The sequence below is a fragment of the Lentzea sp. NPDC004789 genome, assembly GCF_053601075.1.
Genome location: NZ_JBSGBE010000020.1, coordinates 54,115 through 75,749 on the forward strand (window position 1 = coordinate 54,115; position 21,635 = coordinate 75,749).

The following is a 21,635-nucleotide window of genomic DNA, read 5'->3' on the forward strand; positions in this document are numbered from 1 at the left end:
GGGAATGCGGGCGACCACCTTCAGCGAGTTCCTGCGGTACTACCGGCGCCGGGCGGCGCTGACCCAGGAGGACCTCGCTGCTCGCACCGGCCTGGGCGTCCGGACGCTGAGCGACCTCGAACGCGGCCGCGTGCAGACCCCGCAGGCGCAGACGGTCGACCTGCTGGTGACCGGTCTCGGCCTGAACGCGGGCGAGGCGGCCGAGTTCGTCGCGCTCGCCCGGTCGTCGGAGGCCTCCGCACCCCGCGCCGAACGCACCGGCTGCGCGCCACCACCGGCCACCCGGCTCACCGGTCGCGCGGCCGAACAGGACGAGCTCGCCGAGTGCATCCACCGCGCGGCTGCGTCGTCGGTGCTGGACGTCGTCGTCGTGCACGGACCACCTGGCGTCGGCAAGACCTCTCTCGCGGTCGACGCCGCCCACCGGTTCGCCGGAACGTTCACCGACGGCTGCCTCTACCTGGACCTGCGCGGCATGGACGCCACCCCGCTCACGCCGGACCGGGCGACGGAACGGGTGCTGCGCGCGTTCGGGGTGCCGGACACGAGCTTGCCGTCCGATCCCGCCGACCGCTCGCGCCTCTACCGGTCCATGTTGCGTGAACGGACCGTGCTGCTCGTGCTCGACAACGCGGCGAACGAGGCCCAGGTGCGGCCGTTGCTCGCCGCCAGCCCCGGTTCACTGGTGCTGGTGACCAGCCGCAACGTGCTCGCGGGCCTGGACTGCCGCGCTCGCCTCGACCTCGGCCCGCTGAGCCACGACGACTCCGTCGCGCTGCTCGCCGCCACCGCCGGTGCCGACCGGGTCCAGGCCGACCGGGAGTCCGCCGACCTGGTCGCGACGCTGTGCGGGGGAGTGCCGCTGGCGCTCGCCATCGCGGGGCACCGGCTGACCGGCCGCACCGCGTGGACGTTGCGGCACCTCGCCGACCAGCTCTCCGACGAACGCGAACGCCTCGACGTGCTCGCGACCGGGGACGTGCAGGTCCGCACCGCGTTCGAGCTGTCCTACCGCCAGCTCGCCCCGGAAACCGCGACGGTCTTCCGCAGGCTCGCGCTGGTCCACGGCCCGGACACGTCCGTCGCACTGGCGGCGGTCGCCGCGGACGTCCCGGCCGGCGACGCCGAGACGTTGCTGGAGGAGCTCGTCGACGCGAGCCTTCTGCGACCCGGAGTGCCCGGCCGGTACTCGTGCCACGACCTGATCCGCGACTACGCGCGCGAACGCCTGCACAGCGAGGAACCCGACCACGAGACACACCGCCTGCGCACGCGCGACTGGCTGCTCACGACCGCGACGCTGGCCGCGTCGTCGTTCCACCCCGACGACCAGGGCGCGTCGGACCTCGCGAGCGCCGACCGCTGGCTCACCGACGAGCTGGCGAACTGGCGTGGCGCGTTCCGCGAGGCCGTCGAGGACGGCGCGCACGAGCAGGTGCTGGCGCTGGCCAGGTCGATGCACTGGTACTCGGACCACCGCGGGCCGAGCGAGCTGTGGCGCGAGGTCTACACGGCGGGTGTCGCCGCCGCGGGCGAGCTGGGTGACCTCCCGCGGCAGGCCCAGCAGCTCAACTTCGTGTGCTGGGTCTACTTCGCCCGGCACCCGAACATCCCCCTGGCCCTGCGCTGGCACGAGGAAGCGTTGCGGGTCGCGCGGGAGTGCGGCTCGCTGGAGGAGACGGCCTGGGCGCACTACTACCGGGCCGGCATCGAGTCCCGGCTCGACGACCACGAGGCCGGCGTGACGCACGCCAGAAAGGCCGCAGAGCTGTTCCGCGAGGCCGGTCAGCCGATGAACGTCGTGTTCGCGCTGTCGTACGTCGGCGTGCTGCTGCAACGGCTCGGACGTTTCGACGAGTCGGCCGAGACGCAGCGCGCGTGCCTCGCGCAGGAACGAGCGCTGCGCGGGAACCAACGCGGCGTCTCGCTGGAGAACGCCGCCCAGCTGATGCTCCGGCTGGCCGACACCCTGGTCGCGGCGGGCCGGCCCGCCGAGGCCCTCGACGTGGTGGCCGAGGCGGAGGAACTGCTCGCGCGGGGGGCACCGAACCTGCGGGCCATGGTCCGGCACACGCGCGGCCGCGCGCTCGTCGCGGCCGGGCGGCTCGCCGAGGCACGCGTCGAGCTGACCGGTGCCGCGGAGACGATGTCCGACCCGGAGACCATGGTGTCCGTGCTGATGGAGCTCGCCGGTCTCTGCGACCGCATGAACGACCACGACGCGGCCATGCGGCACCGCGTGCGCGCGCTCGCCGAGTGCGAGGGCTACGAGTCACCCGGCATGTCGAGGCTGCGGCACGAGGTGGCGGAGGCGCTCGGGATCAGCCTGTCAGCGTAGGACCGTGCCGAGGAACGCGTCCGCGTCGAAGTGCTCGGAACCGGGCGGCACGAGCCGGTAGGTGGCGTCGAGGAACTTCCGCAGCGTCCCGGCCGGCACCCGGAACACGGTGACGTGCCGGTCGGAGATCAGCTCCAGCACCAGCGTGCGCCCGGCGTTGGGCCGCAACCGGACGTCGCCGCGGCCCGACGGCGTGCTCAGGCCCTCGGCGAGCAGGTCCCTGCCCATGATCCAGGTCGCGACGGCGCCGCCGGCGTGGAACTTCATCGTGACCGCGAACGGGTCGTCCGCCTGGTAGAGCAGCTCCGTCTCAACTGGCGCGGTGGCGCCGTCGGGGCGGACGAAGTCGAAGACGGTGCGTGACGCGACCCGCATCGGGACTCCCTGAGATGTTCGCCGGTGTTCAGCAGGTGTCACGTAACGCGCGCGGAATTGGTTCACGGGGGCGTGTTGTCATTTACCAATTCCGTTGTGCGAACGGGCAGACCTGCGGAACTTCTGCCGGTCCTTCTGCATGGTCCCGGGACGACGCCCGCGTTTTCCTGGACGGCATGGTCACCCCGCTGCGCCCCGGTCTCGTCGAGGCCGCCGTGCGCCAGGCCGGTGGCGTGCTCGTGGGGCGGGAGCGGGAGATCGCCGTCTTGACAGGCGCGCTCGGTGGTGGGCGGTCGTGCGTGGTGTCCGGGGCGACCGGGATGGGCAAGAGCGCGTTGCTGTCCGTCGCGTCGTCGATCGCGGTGCGCAGCGGGATGCGTCCGGTGCGCGGGCTGCGGGCGCTGTCCGGGGTCGACCGGCACACGTTGCTGCTGGTGGACGACGTCGAGCAGCTGTCAGCCGACGAGGTCGAACGGCTCGCCCGGTTCCGGGGCGCCGTCGTGCTCGCCGGGGACTTCGTGTTCGAACCGGAAGGGCTGGCGGATCTCGTGGCGGACGCCGTGCGGGTGCCGTTGCGCCCGGTGGACGCCGAGGCGGTGGCCGAGCTGGTCCGGCGCCGGTTCGACGAGGACTCGCCGGAGCTGACCGCGTTGTGCCTGGACCACAGCGCGGGCGCGCCGGGCGTGGTGAGCGACGTGCTCGACGTCGTGGACCTCTCCGCGACCTCGTTGCGCGGGTTGCGGTTGCCGCGCCTGTTGCGGGCCGTGCGGCGGCATTGGCAGACGCTGGACGCCGACGCGGTTGGTGTGGCTCGTGCGCTCGCGGTGCTGGGCAACGCGCCGTTGGACCTCTTGTGCGAGGTCGCCGGAATGGGCTCGTGCGACACGCTGGCCGCGTTCGAACGGCTGGCGGACGCCCGGCTGGTCGTGGGCGAGCCGATGCGGGTCCAGTCTCCGGCGCTGAGCGATGCGATCTGGCAGGAGATGGCACCGGAGCTGCGGGAACGCCTGCACCGCGCGGCCGCGGCGGCGCTGCACCGGCGAGCTGATCCGGCGGTGGCCGAGCAGCTCGTGGCGTGCGCGGAACCCGTCGGGGCGCGGTGGGTGGCGCCGGTGTTGCGCACCGCCGCTCGGCTGCACCGGGCCGCCGGACGGCCGGAGAGCGCGGTGCGGTGCCTGCGGGCGGCACTGCGCGAACCGATGAGCGGACGGGTGCTCGCGCAGGTAGCGGTGGAACTGGCGCAACTGCACCTGCGGTGCGGGATCGCCCCTCGGGCGGACGAGCTGGCGCGGTGCTGGCGGCGGTTGTCCGCGGCGGGGAACCCGGACGGCGCGCTGGACTGGCTCGCGGCGGTGGTGCTGGACTGGCAGTGCGACGAGGACGTGCTCGGCGTTCCCGCCGCGGATGAGGGGCCGCCCGTCTCGTTTCGCGCGGTCGGGCTGGCCATGAGTCCGTTGAGCGGCCGCGAGATCGTCGGTGACGCCCCCGTCGCCCCCGCGTTGCGCGCCTTCTGGACCGGTGAGGGTGCGGAGCAGGTGCTCGCCGACCTGCCGGAACACGCGATGCCGTCGGTCGTCCTCGCGGGGCTCGGCCTGCTGCGCGGTGGTCGCGCGATGGAGGTGCCGGACCGGCTGATCGGTGCGGAGAACGACTGGCTGGTCGCTCTGGGGATGTGGTCGTGCCGCGACCACGCCGAGGTCTCGCGGCTCATGTGCGATCTCGCGGACCGGGCCTCACCGTCGCGGGGTTGCGTCGCGTTGGCGGCGGCGGCGTTCGTAGCGTCCTGTGTGGACAGTGGACGGCCCGGTGAGGCGCGGGAGATGTTGGTGCGCCTCGGATACACCGGCATGTTGGCACCGGCGTGGGTGTGCACGTTGCTGCTGCACCAGCGGGCGCGCATGCACCTGGCGCTGGGGTCGCCGCGGGCCGCGCTGGCCGATGCCGAACGGGCCGGGGCGGCGGAGCTGGTGGAACTGGCGCGGGCGGCGCTGGAGGAGCGGCCGGCGCCGGTGCGTGGTGGCGCCTGGACGAAGCTCACGCCGCACGAGTCGCGCATCGTCGAGCTGGCGCTGGAAGGCGAGACGAACCGGGAGATCGCCACCCGGTTCAACGTCACTCAGCGCGCGGTCGAGCTGCACCTGACCCGCGTGTACCGCAAGACCGGGATCAGCAGGCGCGTGCAGCTGTCCTCCGTCTTCGGCCCCAGTTGAGACCCGTTGTCACCAAAGGACCGTGAACTGGTCGCGGTGGTCCGTCGTGCTTTGCCAACAACGGCAACGAAACGATGGGAGCCTCCACGATGTCCGGCCACCACGACGAACCGCAGCGCACCCCGATCGTGCCCGCCGCGCCCGAGCACGACGTGCACGACGTGCTGCAGGGCACGATCACCTGGGACCAGTTGCACGCCTCCCGCGCGGCCTGACGGCGGCTACAGCAGGTTGGAGCGGATCGCCCACGCCACGGCGTGCACCCGGTTGCGCAGCCCGAACCGTTCGAGCAGCTGGTGCAGCGCGTACTTCACGGTCCGCTCGGAGCAGAACAGCCGCGCGGCCACCTCCGCGATCGTGGCGCCGTCGGCCAGCAACCGCAGCAGCTGCAGATCGCGGTCGTTCAGCACCTGCGACCGCTCCTGCACCTGATGCCCGCCGACGAGGAGCCTGATCAGCCGTTCGGCGTTGACGTCCGCGCGCCGCAGCGGCACCGGGAGCCCTGCCTGGGCGGCGATCGAGGGGGTGAGGTCGTGCACCCGTGCCGCGATCACCACGATCCGCGACGAACCGGTGGCCCGCAGCCGTGCCGCCTGTTGCGCGCACAGTTCGTTGACGAGTGCGAGCAAGACGTGCGCGTCCGTGCGGTCCTGCACCACCCGCACGCGTGGTGATGTCTTCAGCAGATGGGTCACACCGGCCGCGCTGATCAGGTCTCGGGACTCCACCGCGACGCGCACCGGTTCGATTCCGGCGTCCACGGTGGCCAGGGCACTACTCATGGTGAGAATCGTGCGGATTTTCAGCGGTTGTCCACTTCGGAAAACCGAACCCATCCGATGACTACCTGTCGGTCCGCTGTCGACACGCGGAACTCGCCGGTCGGCCAGTGCTCGATCCGGAGCTCGTCGCCGGGCAGCACCGGGGCGGTGAAGCGGGCGTGCAGCTCGGTGAAGTCCTTACCGCGCACGGCGATTCCGAGCGTGCACAGGCCGTGCAGGATGGGGCGGGCGAACCCGGCCCTGCGCGCGAACTCGTGATCGTGGTGCATCGGGTTGACGTCGCCGGTCTCGCAGTACCGCAGGGCCTGGTCCCCCGACGTCCGGAAGAAGCTCACCTCGGGTTCGCTGCCGGGTGTGGCGAACCTGCGGGTTTCGCCGCGTTCGCCGCCGAAACCGCCTTCGCCCTTGATGAAGCAGGACGAGCGGGTCGACGCGTACTCCGACTCCCAGGTGCTGACGACCAGTGCGCCGGAACCCTTGTCGTGGATGCCGGTCACGGTCCTGGTGACGACCGCGGAACCGCTCCGGGGAAGCCTGCGGTGCAGCCGCAGGGACTGCTCGGCGTGCAGGACCTGGGTCATGTCCGCGCCGGTCAGGCCCAGCTGCGGGCCGCCGTGCTGCAGCAGCGGGATGGCGAACGCGGGGGAGTAGCCGCCGACCGCCGCCGCGTACACCTCGGCGTCGTCGGCCGACCAGGTGCGGACCTGTCGTTCGACGACGCCGAGGATGTCGTGGTTGAGCACTACCCCAAGATAGAACTAACCGAGCGTGCCTCGAATGTTCGCGTGGCCCTTGAGGAGGTTGCGGGCGATCGTGCGGCGCTGGATCTCGTCGGTGCCCTCGTAGATCCGCAGCAGCCGCAGCTCGCGGTACCAGCGCTCGATCGGCAGCTCGCGGGTGTAGCCCATGCCGCCGTGGATCTGCAGGACGCGGTCGACGATCTCGTTGGCCTTGATGCCGCCGTAGAGCTTGGCGATGGACTGCGCCTGCCGCGAGTCCTGCTTCTGGTCGACGAGCCACGCGGCGTGCAGCACGAGCCAGCGCAGCGCCTCGATCTCGACCGCGGAGTCCGCGATCATCCACTGGATCGCCTGGTACTCGGCGATGGGCCGGCCGAACGTCACGCGGTTCTTGGCCTGCTCGATCGCCATCTCCACCAGCCGCTCGACGCTGCCGAGCGCACGGGCGGGCAGCAGGTAGCGGCCCTGGCCGATCCACTGCATCGCGAGGTGGAAGCCCTTGCCGACCTCGCCGAGGACGTTCTCCTCCGGCACTCGGACGTTGTCGAACACGAGCGCCGCCGGGCCCCACTGGCCCATGGTCGGGATGGGTTCGGACTTCCAGCCCATGTCGCGGTCGACGAGGAAGCACGTGACGCCGCCGTCGGCGCCCTTCTCCTTGTCGGTGACGGCGAAGACCATCACGAAGTCGGCTTCGTTGCCCTGCGTGATGAACGTCTTCTCGCCGTTGATCACCCACTCGTCGCCGTCCTTCACGGCGGACGTGCGGATGGCCTTCGCGTCACTGCCGGCGCCGGGCTCGGTGATCGCGAAGCACGAGACGCGCTCGCCGGAGATCGTCGGCAGCAGGTAGCGCTGCTTCTGCTCCTCGTTGCCGTGGAACAGGATGTTGTCCGCGTAGCCGCCGAACCGGAACGGCACGAAGCTGCGGCCCAGCTCCGCCTCGATGAGCGCGGTCATCATCGCGCCGAGGCCCATGCCGCCGTACTCCTGCGGCGTCAGCACACCGAAGAAGCCGGCGGCCTTCGCCTTGTCCTGCAACGCCTTGAGCTCGTCCTTGGGCAGACCCGGCTGACCGGCGCGTTCGCGGCGCAGCACCTCGGGCTCCAGCGGGATGATCTCCTTGCGCACGAAGGTCCGCACCCACTCGCGGATCTCCTTCTGCTCGTCATCGAGCGTGAAGTCCATCTGCTTTCTCCTTTTACCCGCACGCGTCCGAAAGCGCCGAGGGGCCTCTGCTGAGAAACCGAACAGTGTTAGGTTAACCCACATGCCCCGGCCGAGCACCCCTCTGTTGAGCGCCGACCGCATCCGGTCGACGGCGCTGGCCATCGTCGACCGCGACGGCCTGGACGGTCTGTCGATGCGCAAACTGGCCGCTGAGCTGGGCGTTCAGGCCGCCTCGCTGTACGGGCACGTCCGCACCAAGGACCAGCTCCTCAACGACGTCGCGTCCTCCATCCTCGCCGCGGTCGACGTGTCGGGGTTCGACGTCGACTGGCGGGAGGGCTTGCTGCGGTGCGCGCGCTCGTACCGTGCGGCTTTGTCCTCGCACCCGAACATCGTCCCGTTCCTGGCCTACGGACCGGCCGGCCGTGACGAGTCCCTGAAGCGGCTCGACATCCTGCACGGCGCCCTGGTCGACGCGGGCTGGTCGCGGCGCGAGGCCACGATGATCGTGGCCGGCCTGATGTACCTCGTCTTCGGCTCGGCGCTGTCGTCGTTCTCCAGCGGCTTCTCCACCGACCCCGCCGACTACTCCGGGCGCTACCCGCACCTCGACCGCGCCCACCTGCTGCCGGGCGTCGCCCGCGAGCTCGACCGCGACAGCTTCGAGCTGGCGCTCGCGGCGTTCGTGCGCGGCCTCCAGCGGCGCTAGTGTGCTGGCGTGGCTGCCAAGTCGAAGGCGATCGAGCTCGAAGTCGGTGACCAGCTGGTGCGGGTGTCCAACCCGGACAAGCCGTACTTCCCCGCGCGCGGCATCACCAAGGGGCAGGTGGTCGAGTACTACCGCACCGTGGCGCCCGTGCTGCTGTCCGTGCTGCGCGACCGCCCGGTGGTGCTGAAGCGGTACGTCGACGGCGTCGAGGGCGAGGCCTTCTACCAGAAGCGCGTGCCCAAGGGCGCTCCCGAGTACGTCGAGACCGTGCAGGTCAAGTTCCCGTCGGGCCGTCCGGCCGACGAGATCTGCCCGACCTCGGAAGCCGTGATCGTGTGGGCCGCCAACCTCGGCACGTTCGACTTCCACCCGTGGCCGGTGCGGCGGCCGCAGGTCGACCACCCCGACGAGCTGCGCATCGACCTGGACCCGCAGCCGGGCACCGACTTCTCCGACGCGGCCCGCGTCGCCGCCGTGCTGCGCGAGGTGCTGGCCGACGCCGGCCTGACCGGTTACCCCAAGACCTCCGGCGGCCGCGGCATCCACGTGGCCGTGCGGATCCGGCCGGAGTGGGACTTCATCGACGTCCGGCACGCGGTGATCGCCCTGGCCCGCGAGGTGGAGAGGCGGGCGCCGACGCTCGCGACCTCGGCGTGGTGGAAGGAAGAACGCGGCGAGCGCGTCTTCATCGACTTCAACCAGGCGGCCCGCGACCGCACGATCGCCTCGGCCTGGTCGGTGCGGGGAACGTCGCGCGCCACCGTCTCGACGCCGGTCAAGTGGGACGAACTGTCCACTGTGGACCCCGACGACTTCGACGTACTGACCGTGCCGAAGTACCTGGCGGAGCGCGGTGATCCGCACGCCGCGCTGGACTCCGCGGCGTTCGGCATCGAGACCCTGCTGGAGTGGTACGCCGCCGACCCGCGCGGTGAGATGCCGTACCCGCCGGACTACCCGAAGATGCCGGGCGAGCCGATGCGGGTGCAGCCGTCGCGCGCCCGCAAGCAGGAGTGAGGGCGGGAACCGGCCGTCCGGTGGTTCGCCCAGTGAGCCAACCGGCTGTATCGGGACCGGATCCAGTGGCCGACCTCGTAGAATGAGGAGAACGCGAGAGGAGGTCGCCATGTCCCAGCCCTATGTCGTGCGGTACGTCGGCGGTCCTCTCGACGGCCGGGTCGACTCGTTGCCCTCGACTCCGGAGGATCCGAAGCAGACCGTGACGTACGTGCACCTGCACGGCGGGCCCAAGATCGTGCACATCTACGACCTGTCGTACGCGGTCGAGTACGGGTGCGAGTACCGGCTGCGCGCCGAAGAGGCCTGACCGGCCCACACGTGGACACCTTCGGGTAACGGGGCTGCCTTACTTGTCATGAGAGCGCTCTCACACAACAGGGCCGGGACGACGAACTGCGACCCGGTCGCGGACAAGTCGGCGACGAGCGACATCGCCACCGCCGCGGTGCCGATCGCTGCTCGAATCCTCACTTGCATGAACACTCCTCCCGCACGTCGGGTTCCGGGTTCGGAGTTCCGGGCGAACTGCGGCGCCAGTCATCGCAGGCAGGACGACCCGGTCGTCTTCCAGGACCAGCCGGGTGTCTCGCACATGCACGAGCTCTTCCGCGCCGCCGGGTTCTGGTCCGGTGACGTGGCCTTCGAGTCGCCCACCACGTACCGCAGCCCCTGCGGTGGGGGCGACCGCCCGAGTGCGGTCGTGGATGCCTGCAGCGCCGAGCGGGCGCGGGCGACGGTGGAGCAGCAGGCGGTTGTCGTTGGGAGGCACGGTCAACGGGGTGAACGTGACCACCGCGCACGGCTGCACGTTCCACGGTGACTCCACGAACGCGTGGGACCAGGCCGAGCTGCAACGAGGAGTGCACAACTGCGTCAACGCGGGCTACATCTGCGGAACGGACGGCAACCCGTGAGTTGATCTCCCCGCCGACCCGGTGCTCAGAATTGTCAGGGGTGTAGGGCATGCTGGGGCACAGGTGTTCGAACGGCGGGGAGGCAGGGCGATGGCGAAGAAGAGCGGGCTGTCGGCGGAGGACGTCGACAGCCTGCGCTCGCAGCTGGACGGAGGCACCCAGCCGCTGGTGTGGTTCACGGCGGCCGCGGTGGGCATGGAGGCGGGGCGCTCGGCGAAGCTCCTCGCGTTCACCGAACCCGAGGAGGGCGATTTCATCCAGGTGCGCCCGACCGGGTCGAAGGACGAGATGTCGTTCAGCCCGGCGGAACTGACGCTGGAGAAACCGCCGCCCCGCAAGAAGCCCGCGGCCCCGCCTCCTGCGCCGCCGCAGCCGCCGCGAGAGACTGAGATCCTCCATCCCTACGTTCCGGAGGCGCCGGTGAAGCCCGCGGCACCCAAGCCGAAACCCGCCCCCGCGGTCGTCGCGGAGCCGCCGCCCGCGAAGCCCGCGCGCAAGCCCTCGGCGAAGGGCGGCACACCCGAGGTCACCGTGACGCTCGTGTCCGCCGGTGAGGGCGAGTGGACCGTGGAGGTCGTGCAGGGCACCCGCAGGACGGTCCGCCCCACCCCGGTGTCACCGGCCGCCGTGGCGCAGGCCGCGAAGCTGCTCACGCCCGAGGTCGCCGAGATCGTCGAGGGCGTGCTGAACGCGGCGCGTGCTCAGCAGCTCGCCCGCGTGGAGCAGTTGCGCGCCGAACTGGAGGCCGCGCAGAAGGCTCTGGAGGACCTGGGCGCGTAGCGAGGTCACGGGCTGCGACGCCACGGTGGTTGTCCGTACGCGTTCGGGTGAGAGGGCTTCCCAGGGCTGGTGCCGGGGCGGACCGTGGAACGCGCGGATGTCCCGCGCAGGTCCGGCTTGGAGGACGGGGAGGCCCTGATGGGTACGTGTGGGTGCTGTTCCGGGTGCACGGGGCCCGGCTGCGGCTGCTGTTCGAGCTGCTGACACAAGATTCGGCCGGGGAGCGTTCCGCGTTGTGGTCGCGCGGGACGCTCCCCGAGCCAGCTCAGGGCGGGCAGACGGTGCCGTTCGACGGCACCTTCGCGTCGATCAGGTAGTCGCGCACCGCCGTCGTGGCGCACCCGGACCGCGTCAACGCACCCTGCCCGCTGCCCTGCCAGCCGATCAGCGCCGACCCCGGCAGCCGCTGCGCCGCGTGCTCGGTGCCGGGCGCGGGCGTCGAGACGTCGTTGGCCGTGCTGAGCACGACGATCGGCGGCGCGCTCTTCAGCGGGTCGACCTTCTCGCTCTTGGGCGGCGGGAACGGGTTGCAGTGCAGCAGCTGGCGGGCGAACAGGGCACCGAACATCGGGTGCTTGCTCTGCCAGTCCGCGGTCAGCGCCTTCACCCGGTCCGGCGGGATGCGGGTCGCGGTGTCGTTGCAGCCGATCACCAGGCCCGCGTCGAAGCGGGGCGGGTTCTCGTTGAGGTCGTTGACGATCGGTTCGAGCAACGCGAACAGGCCGCTGCCGTCGCCCGCGCGGGCCTTGACGACGGCGTCGGCGAGCTGCGGCCACCGCGACCGGTCGGCGAGGCCCGACACGATCGCGTTCAGCGCCGAGCCGGGCGTGAGGTCGATGTACTCGCCGCGCAGCCGCCCGGACCGCAGCTGGTTGAGCAGCGCCTGGACATCGGCGCGCGGGTTCGCGAGCGCGCAGCCGCGGGTCTTGCAGTCCTGGGCGAACGCGTCGAGCGTCGCCTCGGCCGCCACCGCCCGCGACTCCAGGACCCCGACCTGGTCGAGCGTCGGGTCCGGGGCGCCGTCGAGCACCATGCGGCCGATGTGGTTCGGGTAGCGCTGGGCGTAGGTCGTGAGAACGCGCGAGCCCTCGCCGAGACCGATGGCGTTGAGGCGCTCGGTGCCGAGGTAGTCGCGGAGGCGTTCGAGGTCGGCGGCCGCACGCCACGAGTCGAACGCGGTCAGCCTGCCTTCGAGGTCGAGCACGCACTCCTGCGAGGCCTCACCGGCGGCGACGACGAGGTTCGACTGCTCGGTCTCGGCGGGGTCGTACTCGACGAGCTGCGCGCGCGTTGCCGGCGGCACGCAGGACATGCCGTCCGAACCGCCCGTGCCGCGCCGGTCCATGCCGATGATCGTGTACGTGCTCAGGACGTCCTTCGGCAACGACGCGGCGAGCCGCGCGGCCTTCAGGGTGCCGGGCTCGCCTGCCGGGTCGTTGACCACGACCAGCGCGTTCTTGCCCGTCCCGACCCGCATCAACGCGATGCCAAGCGTGCCGCGTCCAGGACGTCCTGGCGGGTCGAGCACGACCGTCATGCGCGCGCACTCGTACTTCTGGTCGCCCTGGGGAGCGTCGGCGCCGAGGCGGTCCTTCATCCGTTCGTTGCACGGCGACCAGCCCAGCGAGTCCGGCTTGTAGTCGGCGAGCGGTGGCACGGGCTGCGGCCCCGCGAGCGTGCTCTGGTCGACGGGCTGGTTCTCCTCGCCCTTGACCGCGATCACCGGCCGGGTCGAAGGCCCCGCGCTGCACGCCGTCAGCACGCTCACTGCCAGTAGGGCCAAGGCAGCGCGACGCACAGATGTCCTCACTCTCGTTCACACTCCGGATCAGCTGAGCCTCGCACGGACCAGGTATGACCGCCGTGAGTGAGGTGCGTGTGTGTTGCCTCACCGGGCCCTCTTACTCGGGTGCTTCGCCGCGCGGCCGTGGGTGAGGATGGGACTCATGGCTCACGCTGATCGGCTCCCCGTCGCCCGGTTGACGGGCGGCATCCCGCCGACGGCGCTGGTGCTGCTGGGCATCGTGAGCGTGCAGGTCGGCGCGGCCTTCGCGAAGCAGCTGTTCGCGGTCGCGGGTGCGGCGGGCACGGTGACGCTGCGGCTGGTCGTCGCCGCGGTCGTGCTGGTCGCGATCTGGCGTCCGTCGCTGCGCCTGGACCGCCGCATGCTGGTCGTCGTCCTGAGCTACGGCGTCGTGCTCGGCGCGATGAACCTCTGCTTCTACTTCGCGCTCGAACGCATCCCGCTCGGCGCGGCGGTGACCATCGAGTTCCTCGGCCCGCTGGCCGTGGCCGTCGCGGGCTCGCGGCGCTGGCTCGACGGTCTGTGGGTGCTGCTCGCGGGCACCGGCGTGGTGCTGCTGACCCGCGTGGAGGGCGGGCTCGCGCTGCCGGGCGTGCTGTTCGCGCTGGCCGCGGGCGCGTGCTGGGCGGCGTACATCCTGTTGGCGGCCAAGCTCGGCAGCAAGTCCAGCGACGGCAAGGGCCTCGCGCTCGCGATGGTCGTGGGCTCGGCGGTCGCGCTGCCGTTCGGCATCACCTCGGCCGGTGCCGCGATGCTCGACCCGGTCGTGCTGGCCGCGGGGCTCGCGGTGGCGCTGATGTCGTCGGTGATCCCGTACTCGCTGGAGCTGGAAGCGTTGCGGCGCATGCCACCGCGCGTGTTCGGCATCCTGATGTCGATGGAACCGGCGGTGGCCGCGCTGGCCGGTCTGGTGCTGCTGGGGGAGCAGCTCAAGCCCGCGCAGTGGATCGCGGTGTGCTGCGTCGTGATCGCGTCGGTGGGCTCGACGCGGTCAGCCCGGCCGGAGGCCTAACGGGCCTTGAGCTCACCCTTCAGCACCGACGCCACGTCGTAGCGGGCCGGGATCTCCAGCTGGTCGTAGCGGCACGACAGCGGTTCGCGGTCCGGCCGCCACCGCGCGAACTGGCCGTTGTGCCGCAACCGCACGGGCTGGTCGCCCTCGGTCTGGGTGTAGTGGATCTCCAGCACGCGCTCCGGCCGCAGCGCCACGTACTCGGCCTGCTTGCCGCGCCACCGGTTGATCTCGCCCGGAATGCGCTGGCCCGGCTGGGGGTTCGCCCACGGGTGGTCGTCGGACTCGGTGATCAGCGGCGCCAGTTCGGCGGCCAGGTCACGGCGTTCGGCGGCCTTGAACGAGCCGCAGACGCCGATGTGGTGCAGCAGGTCGTTGTCGTCGTAGACGCCGAGCAGCAGCGAACCGACCGCGGTGCCGGGCTCGGTGTCCTTGTGCCAGCGCAGGCCCGCCAGCACGACGTCGGCGGTGCGGGCGTGCTTCACCTTGATCATCGAGCGCTTGCCCGGCGTGTACGGGCCGTCGGCCGGCTTGCCCATCACGCCGTCCAGGCCCGCGCCCTCGAAGAGCGTGAACCACTGGCGTGCCGTCTCGACCGAGGTCGTCGCGGGCGTGATGTTGAGGCCGGGGAGCTTCAGCAACGCCTCGCGCCGCGCGATCGTGGGCTCCTCCAGCAGCACCTCGGAACCCAGCGCCAGCAGGTCGAACGCGACGAACGTGGCCGGCGTCGACTCCGCCAGCAACGCGACGCGCGAGGCCGCCGGGTGGATGCGCTCGGACAGCGCGTCGAAGTCGAGCTCGTCGTTCTTGGCGACCACGAGCTCGCCGTCGACGACCGCGCGTTCCGGGAGCACCTCCAGCATCGAGGCGACGACCTCGGGGAAGTAGCGGTTGAGCGGCTTGCCGCTGCGCGACTGCAGGAGGACCTCGTCGCCGGAGCGGAACACCACGCAGCGGAAACCGTCCCACTTCGGCTCGAACACCAGGTCCGCGGCATCCGGGATGCCGTCGACCGCGGTGGCGAGCATGGGCTGCAGGGGTGGCGTCAGCGGTAGGTCCACGCGGACATCCTGCCCCTTCAGCTGGAATTCTGCCGCTGATACCGCAGCAACAGCACGTCGTCGGCTTTGAGCACGGAGGCGAGTGCCAGATCCACGGGCGGGATCACCGAGCCGTGCGCGATCCGCGTGGAGTCGCCCACCGCCAGCAGCGGCGACATCGTCAGGTTCACCGCGTCCACCAGTCCGTCGGCGATCATCGATCCGAACAGTCGCGGCCCGCCCTCCAGGTTGATCTTGTGCAGGCCGCGGGCGGCGAGCTCCGCGACCGCCAGCTTCAGATCCACCTCGGACTCACCGGCCACGATCACGTCCGCCGGCAGGCCGGGCAACTGGGCGGCCGCGCAGGTGATCACGATCGGCCGCACCGAGTCGTTCGTGAACAGCGGCAGGTCCGGCGTGAGCGTTCCGCGTGCGGTGACCACGGCGATCGGCATCCGCTTCGACGGGCGGTAGCCCTCGATCAGCACGGTCCCGGCACCGACCAGCACGACGTCGGCGAGCCGGCGGCCGAGCGAGAAGATCTGCTTGTCGGCGGGCGAACCCAGCCCGGCGGAACGTCCGTCGACCGACACCGCACCGTCCACGCTGGACACGAAGTTCGCCGTCACCCAGGTCCGCCCCTCGGGGTACGCGTAGAGCGACTCGAGGGCTGTGTCGGTCATCTCAACGCCCGGTGAGGGCCACAACATCTGCACGAACACATCCCATCACGCCGATAGGCTGCGGGCATGCGCTTGTCCGACCGGGATCCCCAGATCGGGGCTGACGAACTGATCGAGGGCCTGGTGCCGCCGCCGAGGTTCGACACCGTCAGCTTCGACAGCTACCTGCCCAACCCGGACGAGCCCAGCCAGGCCGCCGCGGTCGAGGCCTGCCGCCTGTTCGCCGCGCGGGTGAGCCTGAAGCGCAAGAAGTGGTCGCTGTTCGGCGCCAAGGAGGACGAGGGCAAGCTCGGCCTGTACCTCGACGGCGGGTTCGGCGTCGGCAAGACCCACCTGCTGGCGTCGCTGTGGCACGCCGTCCCCGGCCCCAAGGCGTACGGCACGTTCGTCGAGCTGACCAACCTCGTCGGCGTGCTCACGTTCCCCGAGGCCGTCAAACGCCTGAGCGGTCACAAGCTCCTCGCCATCGACGAGTTCGAGCTCGACGACCCCGGCGACACCATGCTGGTCACGCGCCTGATCAAGGAGCTGACCGCGGCCGGCGTCTTCGTCGCCGCCACCTCCAACACGCTGCCGGACAAGCTCGGCGAGGGCCGGTTCGCCGCCGCCGACTTCCTGCGCGAGATCCAGTCGATGTCCTCGAAGTTCGACGTCGTGCGCGTCGACGGCCCCGACTACCGCCACCGCGGCCTGCCCGACGCCCCGCCGCCGATGTCGTCCGACGAGCTGGAGACCAAGGCCGCCGCGACCGGCGGCTCGACCATCGACGACTTCGACGACCTCTGCAAGGCGCTCGCCCGCATCCACCCGTCGAAGTACGGCCGGCTCCTCGACGGCGTCAGCGCCGTGCACCTCAAGGACGTCAAGGCGGCGCCGGACCAGAACGTCGGGCTGCGGCTCGTGGCGTTCGGCGACCGGCTCTACGACCGCGACATCCCGGTCGCGGTGTCGGGGCAGCCGCTGTCGGAGCTGTTCACCGACGAGATGCTGCGCGGCGGCTACCGCAAGAAGTACCTCCGCGCGGTCTCCCGGTTGGTCGCGCTAAGCCGCTGACCAGGCCATGTCACGACCGGCGCGCGCGTAGAAGCGGTGCAGCTCGGCGTCGATCTTCGCCGAGTCTGCCTCGGTGAGCACCACCGACGGGTCGGTGTGCGGCCAGGACTTCACGATCCGCGCCCGCAGCCCCGACGGCGGGTGGTCGCGCCACAGCGAGGCGTCCTCGGTGACGGACTTCTCCAGCACCTCGGCCACGTTCATCGTCGCCCGCCACGCGTCCGCCGCCGCGCGCCACCGTGCCGCACCGGGGTGGTTGCGGCGAGCCGTCTCGGGGTTCGCCTGCGTGCCGCGCTCGGCGGCCGCGATCGTGCCCATCAGCTGCTCGGCTGTCGCGAAGTCGAGCATCAACGCCTCGGTGGCCGCCGTGCCGGCCAGCCGGACGGAGAGGGCGTCGGCGCAGTACTCCGCCCGCTGGTGGTCCCGCGCCGCCACGGCCACGACCCCGGTGCCGATCAGCACGAACAGCCGTTGCAACAGCAGCTGGAACGGCCACAGCGCCCGCTCGGCGAGCTGACCCCACAGGTTGTCGCTGACGAACGACTCGGACGGCCGCACCAGGTCGGCCAGGATCGACGGCGTCCGCAGCGCGGGCTGGGTCAGCAGGCCGCGTGCCGGGTCGCCGTTCACGAAGTGCCCGAACTCGTGTCCGAGCACCGCCACCCGCTGCTGCGGCGTCAGCACCCCGAACAACGGCAGACCGATCATCAACGTCCGGCGCCGGCGCCATCCGTGCGTGCCCGCCGCCGCGTTGAAGCCGGCGTCCAGCGCCACCCGGTCCGGCACGCGCGTGCCCGCCGCGGCCGCCACCCGGTCGAGCAGGGTGAACAACGCCGGTGCGTCGTCGCGGCGCAGCTCGTGCCACACCTCTCCCGCGCTCCACAGCCGCGGCCGCAGCACCCAGGCGACCATCAGCACCGGCAGCCCGGCCAAGATCGAGAACGACGGGAAGTCGCGAAGCACCAGCCACCCGCCCAGCACAGCGAGCCCGGCCACCATGGTGACCAGCACCGCGGAGAACGCGACCAGCGCGACACGGGCCGCGGTCCAGTGCGGGCGCGTGGGCGGAGTGCCCTCGTAGGCGGCGTACTGCTGTGCGTCGAGTCTCAGCGCGAGCTTCTTCGAAAATCCCCCAGACATGCGCGGCAGTATGACTGAACCGGCTCAGCCGAGTTTGACTACGGCGGCGTTCGAGTATCCACTGGATGACGAGCGGGAATGATGACGTCCCGACGTCTTCCGGAGGCACCCATGCTGAGTGAAGCCGAACGCCGCTCGCTCGAGGAGATCGAGAGGCGGTTGCTCGCCGAGGAACCGAGACTCGCCCGGACCATGAGCCGACCGGTCCGGCCGTGGCTGTTCTACTCCCTGCTGCTCGTCTTCGGCGGCCTCACCGTGCTGCTGACGGTGATCGGCGCACTCGGCCCGGCGTTCGAGTGCCTGCTGGTCACGGCAGGCGCGCTGGTGCTGCGCAGATACCCGATCCGCCTCCGGTAGCCGGAAACTCGCTGGCGTTCACCACCCGCCGGCGCAGACCATCTCCGGCGTGGGTTATCTGGAAGCGAACGGGCTCGCGTACGTCCTGCCGGACGGCAGGGAGCTGTTCCACGACGTCTCGTTCAAGGTGAGCGGCGGTTGGGTCGTCGCGCTGGTCGGGGCGAACGGCGTCGGCAAGACGACCCTGCAGCGCATCCTGTCCGGCGAGCTGACCCCGAAGCAGGGCAGTGTGCACGTGCAGGGCGGCCTCGCGGTGATGCCGCAGTTCATCGGCTCGGTCCGCGACGAGTCGCTGGTCCGCGACCTGCTGCTCTCCGTGGCGCCCCCGGCGTTGCGCGCCGCCGCCCAAGAGCTCGATGACGCCGAGCTCGCGTTGATGGACACCGACGACGAAGCCGCCCAGATGCGCTACGCGAACGCGTTGACCAGCTACGGCGAGGCCGGCGGCTACGACATCGAGGTCCTCTGGGACACCGTCACCGTCGCCGCGCTGGGTCTGCCCTATGACCGCGCACGGTTCCGTTCGGTGCGCACCCTGTCCGGCGGCGAACAGAAACGCCTGGTCCTGGAAACGTTGCTGCGCGGCCACGAGCAGGTCCTGCTGCTCGACGAGCCCGACAACTACCTCGACGTCCCCGGCAAGCGCTGGCTGGAAGACCGCCTGAAGGCCACCGACAAGGCCGTGCTGGTCGTCAGCCACGACCGCGAACTGCTCGCCAACGCCGCCACCCACGTCGTCACCGTCGAAGCGCACTCCGCGTGGACGCATCCCGGTTCGTTCGCGACCTGGCACGCCGCCCGCCACAAGCGCATCGAGAAGCTCAAAGAAGATCACCGCCGCTGGAACGAGGAGCACGAGCGGCTCAAAGAGCTCGTGCGCACGCTGCAGCAGCAGGCGAAGTACTACGAGTCGATGGCACCCAAGTACCGCGTCATGTGTGGGCGCCTGGAACGGTTCGAGGAAGCCGGACCACCACCGGAGATCCCTCAGGACGAGACCGTCAACCCACGGCTCAAAGGCGGCCGCACGGGCGTTCGCGCGATCACGTGCTCCGAACTGGAGCTGACCGGCCTGATGAAGCCGTTCTCGCTGGAGATCTTCTTCGGTGACCGGGTCGCCGTGCTGGGGTCGAACGGCTCCGGCAAGAGCCATTTCCTGCGACTGCTCGGCGGCGACTCGGTTCGCACGACCGGCGCCTGGAAGCTCGGCGCACGGGTCGTGCCGGGCCTGTTCGCGCAGACGCACGAGCACCCCGAATGGGTCGGCCGCACGCTCGTGGACATCCTTTGGCACGGGGACGACCAACGGTCCGGACGCGACCGCGGCGCCGCCATGTCGGTGTTGAAGCGCTACGGGCTGGACAAGTCCGGTGACCAGCGCTTCGAGAACCTGTCCGGCGGTCAGCAGGCGCGGTTCCAGATCCTGCTGCTGGAGCTGTCCGGCGCCACGTTGCTGCTGCTCGACGAACCCACGGACAACCTCGACCTGGCGTCGGCGGAGGCGTTGCAGAACGCGTTGAACGACTTCGAGGGCACGGTCGTCGCGGTGACGCACGACAGGTGGTTCGCCAAGTCGTTCGACCGGTTCCTGCACTTCCGCGCCGACGGCCTCGTGTCCGAAGTGGACGAACCGGTCTGGACGTAGCTCCGAAAAAATCGGAAAGCCCGGCGCTGGCCTTGCTGGAAGCTGAGTGCACGCACGATGTTGACCACACACACTCGTGGCGTGCTCATCGGAGGTAGTTGTGCACAAGAAATCCGGCAGGACCGTACGGACGATGGGAGGGGCGCTCGCCCTTGCGCTGGGAGCCGGGGCCGTTCTCGGGACGGTGCCGGCGCAGGCCGACTGGTCCATCTACCCGATCCAGACCAGCTACCACGGCACCGCGCGGCCTTCGGACGCAGCCGCCCAGAACGAGACGCGACCTGCCGCTGACCGGGAGTGCTTCTCGAAGTACGGGTTCCGGGCTCGCGGGGTGACGCCTGCCTGGCTGGTCAGCAACAACGGCAACTGGTACCAGTACTGGCGCTGCGACAGCAACTGACGGCCGCAGCGTTTTCACCCGAACGAGCGCGGTCCTGGGAGTGACTTCAAGCCCTAGCGTCGAAGGCATGACCATCTCCACCGCCTACAGCAGGGACCTGGGTGACGAGCTGCGCCGGTTGCGGGAGACCTGCACCGGACTGACGGGCCGCGCGCTCGCCGTACAGCTTGGATGGGATCCAAGCAAGGTGTCCAACATCGAGCACGGCCGGGCGCGCGCCAGCGAGATCGACCTCGTGCAGCTGCTGACGGTGTGCGGCAAGGACCTCGACTACTTCGACGACTTCCGCCGCCGTTACCGGTACGCCTTCGATCTCTACTTCGTGCAGGTGCCGGACAACCTGCGCACCCTCGCCATGACCGAGTCGATGGCCTCGAAGATCATCACCTACGACGCTCTGACGGCGCCTGGCCTCTTGCAGACGCGGAGGTACGCACGCGAACTGCTCGTCGTGACCGGCTTCGAGGAACTCAAGAACATCGAGACGTTCGTCGACCTGCGCACCGAACGGCAAGCGGTCATGCGTCGGCCGTACCCGCCGAAGTGCACGTTCTACGTGCACGAGCTGGCCCTTCAGATCCGACTGGGCGATGACCAGCTCATGAAGGAGCAGTACATGCGCATGCTCTACAAGACGCACTTCCTGCGCATCGTGCCCGCGAAGTTCATGACTGCCGCTCTATGGTCGAAGGCGACGCTGTTCGAGTTCAAGAAGGCGCCGCCGGTGGCCTACGCGGAGACCGACCTGGCCAAGGTCTTCGCTCAAGACGATGCCGCCGTCAAGAAGGCACAGAGGCTGTTCGAGCGGTTGGATGACCTCGCCTTGGATGAGGAACAATCTCGGAGGAAGCTGGCGGAGTACGTCAGCGGACTCCGAAAGGATCCTCATGGCTCAGCACAGGACCTGGCGTAAGAGCACGTACAGCGGTGGCACCGGTGACAGCGACTGCGTCGAGGTCTCGCTCGCCCAGGACGCTCTGGTGCGGGACTCCAAGAACGCGGGTGGCGCTGTTCTCACGTTCTCCACTCAGGCCTGGCAGGCGCTCGTCGAACAGGTCAAAGCTCCCAGCTGACGAACGCGCCGTCGTCGATCGAGCCACCTGCCTTGCGGTAGGTGGCCTGGGCGGCCACGTCACCGGCGGCGGTGCCGGTCCACATGGCGTAGCAACCCCGTTCCGCGGCAAGGGCTTTCAACGCCTCCACCAGCGCGGTGCCGATGCCGCGCCGCAGGAAGGCGTCGTCCACGCCGAGCTCGTAGAGGAACATCTCGGTGCCCTTGTCCGGGTGGGTGGTCTCCACACCGGACACGAAACCGGCCGGCCGGTCGTCCACGTAGGCGATCAGCAGATGGCTGTGGTCCTGGGCGAGGAACCGCGCGGTCGCCTCCGGCAGCGGAGGTGCGTCGAACAGGTGCCCGGCGGCGAACACGTCGTCGGGGGAGGCGGCGCGGCGGATCTTCATAC

25 protein-coding genes are annotated in these 21,635 nt (G+C 70.5%); 16 read left to right on the top strand and 9 right to left on the bottom strand.

What is annotated here, in order from left to right; genetic code table 11:
• The first annotated feature begins 4 nt into the window (after positions 1-4).
• Positions 5-2,338 (top strand): ATP-binding protein, encoded by a 2,334-nt coding sequence (locus tag ACWEIJ_RS35560; RefSeq protein WP_449841638.1) that lies wholly within the window; start codon positions 5-7, stop codon positions 2,336-2,338.
• On the opposite strand, the gene ACWEIJ_RS35565 is transcribed toward ACWEIJ_RS35560, so the two are convergent.
• Positions 2,330-2,713, bottom strand: coding sequence for an SsgA family sporulation/cell division regulator (locus tag ACWEIJ_RS35565; RefSeq protein ID WP_449841639.1), 384 nt, complete (start codon positions 2,711-2,713; stop codon positions 2,330-2,332). The genes ACWEIJ_RS35560 and ACWEIJ_RS35565 overlap by 9 nt on opposite strands.
• A 176-nt stretch (positions 2,714-2,889) precedes the next feature.
• Here ACWEIJ_RS35565 and ACWEIJ_RS35570 point away from each other — a divergent pair, with 176 nt between their 5' ends.
• The gene (locus ACWEIJ_RS35570; RefSeq protein WP_449841640.1) at positions 2,890-4,923 is read left to right on the top strand and encodes a helix-turn-helix transcriptional regulator; all 2,034 of its coding nucleotides are present in this window, start codon (positions 2,890-2,892) and stop codon (positions 4,921-4,923) included.
• Between the two features lie 89 nt (positions 4,924-5,012).
• The gene (locus ACWEIJ_RS35575; protein WP_449841641.1) at positions 5,013-5,138 is read left to right on the top strand and encodes a hypothetical protein; all 126 of its coding nucleotides are present in this window, start codon (positions 5,013-5,015) and stop codon (positions 5,136-5,138) included.
• Between the two features lie 6 nt (positions 5,139-5,144).
• Here the strand turns inward: ACWEIJ_RS35575 and ACWEIJ_RS35580 are convergent, their stop codons facing one another.
• Genes ACWEIJ_RS35580 through ACWEIJ_RS35590 form a run of 3 tightly spaced genes read right to left on the bottom strand, consistent with a single transcriptional unit; the run spans position 5,145 to position 7,633 of the window.
• Entirely contained in the window at positions 5,145-5,705 is a 561-nt protein-coding gene (locus ACWEIJ_RS35580; RefSeq protein ID WP_449841642.1) for a LuxR C-terminal-related transcriptional regulator, read from the bottom strand.
• A 20-nt stretch (positions 5,706-5,725) separates the two neighbouring features.
• Positions 5,726-6,448 carry a MaoC/PaaZ C-terminal domain-containing protein gene (locus ACWEIJ_RS35585; RefSeq protein WP_449841643.1) on the bottom strand — a complete coding sequence of 241 codons (723 nt, stop codon included), beginning with the start codon at positions 6,446-6,448 and terminating at the stop codon, positions 5,726-5,728.
• 15 nt (positions 6,449-6,463) lie between these two features.
• Positions 6,464-7,633 (bottom strand): acyl-CoA dehydrogenase family protein, encoded by a 1,170-nt coding sequence (locus tag ACWEIJ_RS35590; protein ID WP_449841644.1) that lies wholly within the window; start codon positions 7,631-7,633, stop codon positions 6,464-6,466.
• Between the two features lie 82 nt (positions 7,634-7,715).
• Here ACWEIJ_RS35590 and ACWEIJ_RS35595 point away from each other — a divergent pair, with 82 nt between their 5' ends.
• The 6 genes from ACWEIJ_RS35595 (at position 7,716) to ACWEIJ_RS35620 (ending at position 11,038) form a co-directional block, all read left to right on the top strand.
• Positions 7,716-8,324: a TetR/AcrR family transcriptional regulator gene (locus tag ACWEIJ_RS35595; RefSeq protein WP_449841645.1), complete on the top strand. Its 609-nt coding sequence runs from the start codon at positions 7,716-7,718 to the stop codon at positions 8,322-8,324.
• A gap of 9 nt (positions 8,325-8,333) precedes the next feature.
• The gene (ligD, locus tag ACWEIJ_RS35600) at positions 8,334-9,341 is read left to right on the top strand and encodes a non-homologous end-joining DNA ligase (protein WP_449841646.1); all 1,008 of its coding nucleotides are present in this window, start codon (positions 8,334-8,336) and stop codon (positions 9,339-9,341) included.
• Between the two features lie 109 nt (positions 9,342-9,450).
• Positions 9,451-9,651, top strand: coding sequence for a hypothetical protein (locus ACWEIJ_RS35605; protein ID WP_355439970.1), 201 nt, complete (start codon positions 9,451-9,453; stop codon positions 9,649-9,651).
• 48 nt (positions 9,652-9,699) lie between these two features.
• Positions 9,700-10,164, top strand: a complete 465-nt coding sequence (locus ACWEIJ_RS35610) for a hypothetical protein (RefSeq protein ID WP_449841647.1) — start codon at positions 9,700-9,702, stop codon at positions 10,162-10,164.
• Entirely contained in the window at positions 10,124-10,258 is a 135-nt protein-coding gene (locus ACWEIJ_RS35615) for a hypothetical protein (RefSeq protein WP_449841648.1), read from the top strand. The genes ACWEIJ_RS35610 and ACWEIJ_RS35615 overlap by 41 nt, the downstream gene beginning before the upstream one ends.
• A gap of 90 nt (positions 10,259-10,348) precedes the next feature.
• Positions 10,349-11,038: a DUF6319 family protein gene (locus tag ACWEIJ_RS35620; RefSeq protein WP_449841649.1), complete on the top strand. Its 690-nt coding sequence runs from the start codon at positions 10,349-10,351 to the stop codon at positions 11,036-11,038.
• Between the two features lie 265 nt (positions 11,039-11,303).
• Here the strand turns inward: ACWEIJ_RS35620 and ACWEIJ_RS35625 are convergent, their stop codons facing one another.
• On the bottom strand, positions 11,304-12,806 hold the full coding sequence (locus ACWEIJ_RS35625; RefSeq protein ID WP_449841650.1) for an alpha/beta hydrolase: 1,503 nt from the start codon (positions 12,804-12,806) through the stop codon (positions 11,304-11,306).
• A gap of 178 nt (positions 12,807-12,984) precedes the next feature.
• On the opposite strand from ACWEIJ_RS35625, the gene ACWEIJ_RS35630 reads away from it, so the two are divergent.
• A complete protein-coding gene (locus ACWEIJ_RS35630) occupies positions 12,985-13,854 on the top strand; it encodes an EamA family transporter (RefSeq protein WP_449841651.1) in 870 nt (289 codons plus the stop codon).
• On the opposite strand, the gene ACWEIJ_RS35635 is transcribed toward ACWEIJ_RS35630, so the two are convergent.
• Positions 13,851-14,915, bottom strand: a complete 1,065-nt coding sequence (locus tag ACWEIJ_RS35635) for an ATP-dependent DNA ligase (protein WP_449841652.1) — start codon at positions 14,913-14,915, stop codon at positions 13,851-13,853. The genes ACWEIJ_RS35630 and ACWEIJ_RS35635 overlap by 4 nt on opposite strands.
• 17 nt (positions 14,916-14,932) lie before the next feature.
• Positions 14,933-15,577, bottom strand: coding sequence for a dihydrofolate reductase family protein (locus tag ACWEIJ_RS35640; RefSeq protein WP_449841653.1), 645 nt, complete (start codon positions 15,575-15,577; stop codon positions 14,933-14,935).
• A gap of 66 nt (positions 15,578-15,643) precedes the next feature.
• Here ACWEIJ_RS35640 and zapE point away from each other — a divergent pair, with 66 nt between their 5' ends.
• Positions 15,644-16,630: a cell division protein ZapE gene (gene zapE, locus ACWEIJ_RS35645; RefSeq protein ID WP_449841654.1), complete on the top strand. Its 987-nt coding sequence runs from the start codon at positions 15,644-15,646 to the stop codon at positions 16,628-16,630.
• Here zapE and ACWEIJ_RS35650 read toward each other — a convergent pair.
• Entirely contained in the window at positions 16,619-17,770 is a 1,152-nt protein-coding gene (locus tag ACWEIJ_RS35650; RefSeq protein ID WP_449841655.1) for a M48 family metalloprotease, read from the bottom strand. The genes zapE and ACWEIJ_RS35650 overlap by 12 nt on opposite strands.
• A gap of 111 nt (positions 17,771-17,881) precedes the next feature.
• Between ACWEIJ_RS35650 and ACWEIJ_RS35655 the strand changes: the two genes are divergently transcribed.
• From ACWEIJ_RS35655 to ACWEIJ_RS35675, 5 genes are all read left to right on the top strand, one after another.
• Positions 17,882-18,127, top strand: coding sequence for a DUF3040 domain-containing protein (locus ACWEIJ_RS35655; protein WP_449841656.1), 246 nt, complete (start codon positions 17,882-17,884; stop codon positions 18,125-18,127).
• Between the two features lie 49 nt (positions 18,128-18,176).
• Positions 18,177-19,772: an ABC-F family ATP-binding cassette domain-containing protein gene (locus ACWEIJ_RS35660; RefSeq protein ID WP_449841657.1), complete on the top strand. Its 1,596-nt coding sequence runs from the start codon at positions 18,177-18,179 to the stop codon at positions 19,770-19,772.
• A gap of 133 nt (positions 19,773-19,905) precedes the next feature.
• A complete protein-coding gene (locus tag ACWEIJ_RS35665; RefSeq protein ID WP_449841658.1) occupies positions 19,906-20,172 on the top strand; it encodes a hypothetical protein in 267 nt (88 codons plus the stop codon).
• Positions 20,173-20,239: 67 nt separating this feature from the next.
• Positions 20,240-21,085, top strand: coding sequence for a helix-turn-helix domain-containing protein (locus ACWEIJ_RS35670; RefSeq protein ID WP_449841659.1), 846 nt, complete (start codon positions 20,240-20,242; stop codon positions 21,083-21,085).
• A complete protein-coding gene (locus tag ACWEIJ_RS35675; RefSeq protein ID WP_449841660.1) occupies positions 21,060-21,245 on the top strand; it encodes a DUF397 domain-containing protein in 186 nt (61 codons plus the stop codon). Before ACWEIJ_RS35670 ends, ACWEIJ_RS35675 begins: the two co-directional genes overlap by 26 nt.
• Here the strand turns inward: ACWEIJ_RS35675 and ACWEIJ_RS35680 are convergent.
• Complete coding sequence (locus ACWEIJ_RS35680; protein ID WP_449841661.1) at positions 21,229-21,633, bottom strand: GNAT family N-acetyltransferase; 405 nt, start codon at positions 21,631-21,633, stop codon at positions 21,229-21,231. The genes ACWEIJ_RS35675 and ACWEIJ_RS35680 overlap by 17 nt on opposite strands.
• Positions 21,634-21,635 lie beyond the last annotated feature (2 nt).